Source organism: Pseudomonas sp. XP1, assembly GCF_053557675.1.
In genome coordinates this window covers 13,051-17,617 of record NZ_JBNRIJ010000026.1, presented here as the reverse complement: position 1 = coordinate 17,617, position 4,567 = coordinate 13,051, and the positions used below count along the sequence as shown (strand labels likewise).

General features: G+C 65.2%; 4 protein-coding genes. 1 reads left to right on the top strand and 3 read right to left on the bottom strand.

Translation table 11 applies throughout. The features are described from left to right. Positions 1-97: 97 nt before the first annotated feature. Both ACK1U9_RS19475 and ACK1U9_RS19470 read right to left on the bottom strand, forming a co-directional pair. Positions 98-916 (bottom strand): alpha/beta fold hydrolase, encoded by an 819-nt coding sequence (locus tag ACK1U9_RS19475; protein ID WP_046613730.1) that lies wholly within the window; start codon positions 914-916, stop codon positions 98-100. Positions 917-1,036: 120 nt separating this feature from the next. Then, positions 1,037-3,400 (bottom strand): penicillin acylase family protein, encoded by a 2,364-nt coding sequence (locus ACK1U9_RS19470; RefSeq protein WP_449110115.1) that lies wholly within the window; start codon positions 3,398-3,400, stop codon positions 1,037-1,039. Positions 3,401-3,486: 86 nt separating this feature from the next. Between ACK1U9_RS19470 and ACK1U9_RS19465 the strand changes: the two genes are divergently transcribed. After that, on the top strand, positions 3,487-4,053 hold the full coding sequence (locus ACK1U9_RS19465; RefSeq protein ID WP_449110114.1) for a sugar O-acetyltransferase: 567 nt from the start codon (positions 3,487-3,489) through the stop codon (positions 4,051-4,053). On the opposite strand, the gene ACK1U9_RS19460 is transcribed toward ACK1U9_RS19465, so the two are convergent. After that, positions 4,032-4,559 carry a DUF6436 domain-containing protein gene (locus ACK1U9_RS19460; protein WP_449110124.1) on the bottom strand — a complete coding sequence of 176 codons (528 nt, stop codon included), beginning with the start codon at positions 4,557-4,559 and terminating at the stop codon, positions 4,032-4,034. The genes ACK1U9_RS19465 and ACK1U9_RS19460 overlap by 22 nt on opposite strands. Positions 4,560-4,567 lie beyond the last annotated feature (8 nt).

Here is a 4,567-nt window from a genome sequence, read left to right as displayed (position 1 = left end):
ACCCGCGAACACCGGCAAAGCCGGTGCCATGCACCGAGTTGCCTGCTTCGCGGGTGAACCCGCTCCCACAAGGGCTGCAAGGCAGCCCCCGGCAATATCACTGGTTGCGCGGCAGCCAGTTCAACAGGAATTCATTCACCACCCGCGGGTTCTCCAGGCTGGAGATATGCCCCGCAAACGGAATCTGCGCCGCCAGGCAGCCAATGATCCGCGCCATTTCATTGGACTCTTCCGGCGGCCGTGGAATGTCCTGGTCGCCGCAGATCACGATGGTCCGCTCACTTACCAGTTCTCCCAGTCGCGACAGCAAGTCTGGCCGGCCAAAGATCACTCGTCCCATCGGGTCGAGACTGTGCCGAATCACCTCGGCACTGCTCGCCTTCAATGCTGCGCGGAAGCCTTCGCGCACTTGCGGCACAGTCTGCCCGCCTGCATGGAAGAAGATCGGTACGACGATGTCCAGCAATGGCTCCGGGAACAGCCCTGCAGCACTGGCGGCGTCAAGCAGGCCGAAGTACTTGAGCCGGGTCGCCTCCGGCTCGGCACCGAGGTACGTGTCCATCAGCACCAGGCGGTCTACCCGCTCAGGGTGTTCCAGGGCCAGTTGCGCGCCCCACATGCCGCCGACCGACAGGCCGACCAAATGGCATTTGCCAATGTCCAGGGCGTCCAGCAGTGCCAGATGCTGGCGGGCCAGAGCGCTCATGTCGATGGTCGTGGCAGGCGGAGCATCTGAGACGCCGTGGCCCCACAGCTCGGGGACGATGACGCGGAAGTGTGCTGACAAGGCTTCGATTTGTGGCTGCCACATCTCGGCGGACCACAGGTAGCTGTGGCCGAGCACGACCGGAAAGCCCTGGCCCTGGTCGATGTAGCTCATGCGGGCGCCGTCGATTTCGATGAAGTGTCTTTGCATGGAATGGGTCTCGGCTGTGAGTGCTGTGAGGTATTCGAAATTGTCGGGGGCCGCTTTGCGGCCCATTCGCAGCACAAGGCTGCTCCTACCAGGATCGCGGTCTCTTGCAGGAGCAGCCTTTTACTTGGCTGGCACCAGACGCAACGTACTCTGCGCCGGAATCACCCCCATCTGCGCCTTCTGGTACTGCCCCTGCACGTACCCTTCGGCCTGATCCGCAAAATGCCTGTCGAACGGCACGCCACTCTGGCCGACCGGGTTGGTGGTTAGCGCCTGCCCGGCATCGGCAAAGTCGACCAGCCGCCGCGTCGACGGCCCATAGGTCACCGGCCATGGCGCCGGGCCGATCTTCGCAGATAGGTTGTTCGGCACTTCATGAGTGCCCGGTGCGGCGAACGGGCCAACGTTGAACAGCAGGTTCAGCGGCTTTTTGACCCCCAGCGGGTGGTTGTGGGTCAGGGTATGGGCCTTGCCCCACTGCCAGCTGGCAGGATCATTCCCCAGGGTCTTGCGCAGGTGCTTCAAGCTGTTCTGCCACGCCGTGCGCACCACGGCGGTTCGATCGGTGCGCTGGTTGGTTCCGCGGGTGTTCCACCACGGCGAATCGGCATCCGCTGCCAGGCGCGGCAGGGCAGCGTCGATGGCGCGGGTGCTGATCAGCACCGGGAACCAAGTGTCGCCCAGCTCGTCATGCAAGGCCGCGAATGCCAGCTCATAGAGGAACTGGTTGAACAGCGTGGCACTTGTCGAGTCGAGCGAGTAGTCGCCGCTCCAGGCTGCCAGTTGCTCGACCAGTTCCTTCTCTTCGTCACCTTCGGCTACTGCGCGCAGCGTTGCCAGCAATGGTGCAAGGGTGCGCGGGCCATGGTCGCTGGCGGTGTCCAGCTGCAGCGCCTGGCTGTTTTGGGTATCCCACTTCACCCCGGGGTTGGCCAGGTGGCGATCGAGCTGGCGACCTCGGTCCGGTAGGTTGTAGTAACCGGGGATCGGCACCGCCGCCGGAGGCTGGTAGTTGGCCGAGACAATGTAGCCGCGCGGCGGGTTCTCCTGCTGTGGGTTGACGCTGAAGGGATAGAAGCCGAGCTTGTCCGCCTGCGCACTGGCACCATCGAGGATGAACACGGGGTCGACGCCGTCGGGGCGGATCGGCAACTGCGCCGCCGCCCACCAGCCGATATCGCCACGGGCATTGGCCCACACCAGGTTAAGCCCCGGCGCATGCACCTTGGCCGCGGCCTCGCGCATCTTGCCCAGGGTATCGGCGCGGTTGAGCTGGTAGAAACCGTCGAGGATCGGGTTTTCGGTTTCCAGGAACGCCCACCACATGGCGATTGGCGTGGGCCCGGCAGTGGCGCCCAGCACGTCGTTGACGATCGGGCCATGGGGCGAGCGACGCAGGCTGAGGGTGACCGGTGCTTCGTCTTTGACGGCAATCTGTTGCTCGGTCTTTTCCAGCGCCTGCCATTTGCCATCGACCATCACCTGGTTGGCGTCGGCCGGGTTGGTGCGTTCGGCGATCAGGTCGACGTCGTCGTTCTGGAACATGGTCAGGCTCCAGCCGAAGTCGCGGTTGTGGCCGAGCAGGGCGAACGGGTTGAGAGCCTGGAAGTAGCCATACAGGTTGAAGCCCGGCGCCGACAGCTCGGCCTCGTACCACACAGCTGGCACTGCGAAACCAATGTGCGGGTCACCGGCCAGCAGCGGCTTGCCGCTGCGGGTACGGCTGCCGGCCACGGCCCAGGCGTTGCTGCCTTCGAATTGCGGGATGCCCGCATCGCCCAGCGCGTCATGGCTGAGGCGGGCGAGCGCCTCCAGGCTTTGCCAGTCGGCAGCGGCCAGCGGTGTACTCAGGGCGCCCTCGGGCCGCCAGGCGAGATCGAAGATGTTCAGGTACTCCGGGCCCAGCTGGTCGCGGATGTAGGTCAGCGCGGGCTCGGTGCGAAACGCGGCGGCAAAACTGTAGGCCAGGTAGCCGGCGATGCTCAGGGTGTCTTCGGGGCTGAACGGACGCGGGGTGATGCCAAGCAGGTCGAATTCCATGGGCTTGGGGTGGCTGGCCTGCCAGCTGTTCACCCCGTCGAGGTAGGCTTGCAGGGCTTGCCAGGCGGGTGATTGCCGGTCCTGACGCTTGGCCATCAGCGCTGCCTGTTCGCGAATACGCAGGCTGCGGAACAGGGTGTCGGTGGGCAGCAGCTTGTCGCCCAGCACCTCGGCCAGCTCACCCCGTGCCAGGCGGCGCAGGATCTCCATCTGGAACAGCCGGTCCTGGGCATGCACATAACCGAGGGCGCGGTACAGGTCCTGTTCGCTCTGCGCCTGCAGGTGCGGCACGCCGCGGGCGTCGTAGCGCACGCTGACCGGCGCCTGCAGGCCGGCGATGGCCACCTCGCCCTCGCGTTGCGGCAGCTTGCCCTGCACATACCAGTATCCGGCGCCGGCGGCCACGGCAACCACCACGGCCAACAGGGTCAGGCTGCGCTTCATGCAGGCTCCTTGTGCGTTCAAGAGAAAAATGTGGTCCGATGATCGGCGGATTCGCGAACAGAGCATAGCCCCAGGAAGGAGTTTCCATGTCCCTCAGCGAAAAACAGAAAATGCTTGCAGGCCAGCTCTACCACGCTGGCTGCCCCGAGCTGCAGGCCGAGCAGATCGCCAACAAGCACTGGATGCACCGCTACAACAGCAGTGTCGAATTGCTCAACGACGCACGTCATGGGCTTTTGGTAGAGCACTTTGGCCAGGTCGGCGAAGGCGCGGTGATCCGCCCGCCGTTCTATTGCGACTATGGCTACAACATCAGCGTCGGCCGCAACACCTTCATGAATTTCAACTGCGTGATCCTCGATGTGCTGCCGGTGCATATCGGTGATGACTGCCAGATCGGCCCCAACGTGCAGATCTATACCGCCGACCACCCGCTTGACCCCGAGGTGCGCCGCACAGGGCTGGAGAGTGGCCGGCCGGTGACTATCGGCAACAACGTGTGGATCGGCGGCGCGGCGATCATCCTGCCGGGGGTGACCATTGGCGACAACGCCGTGGTGGGTGCCGGTAGTGTCGTTACCCGGGACGTGCCGGCTGGTGCGGTGGTGGTGGGCAACCCTGCGCGGGTGCGTCAGCCGGCCCAAGGGCAGTAGCAGCCCACCGCCAGGGTATTGGAGGCACTCACCTGGCGGTCGTCGAGTAGCGCCTTGAGGATCGGCTCGATGAAGCTGTTGCTGGCGTTGCACACCGCGCCTTCACTGTAGGGGCCGAAGTAGGCGAGGTGGCCTTGCCGGTCCCAGATGGCCACGGCCGGGGAGGCGGGCAGGTGTTCGCTGCCGGGCACGCTGGCGAGTGGCTTGAGGGCGGTGAGGTTGGCGGGCAACTGGCCGTGGCTGTCGGGCTTTTGCAGCACATGGAAGGCCACGCCCTGGCCGGCGAACTGGCTGACCAGGTCGCCCAGGTGCTGCTGGTTGCCGACGTTGCACGGGCAGGCTGGGTCCCAGAAATGCACTACCCGGATCGGGCCGGGGCCGGCCAGTTCGGGGGGCAACTGCAGCTGGCTGCCGTCGAACAGCGTGGCCTGGTTGTCGAACGGGCGCAGGTAGCGGGCCTGGAAGGCGGTGTAGGCCTGCCAGACCAAAGTGGTGCAGAGCAGCAAGGCGAGGG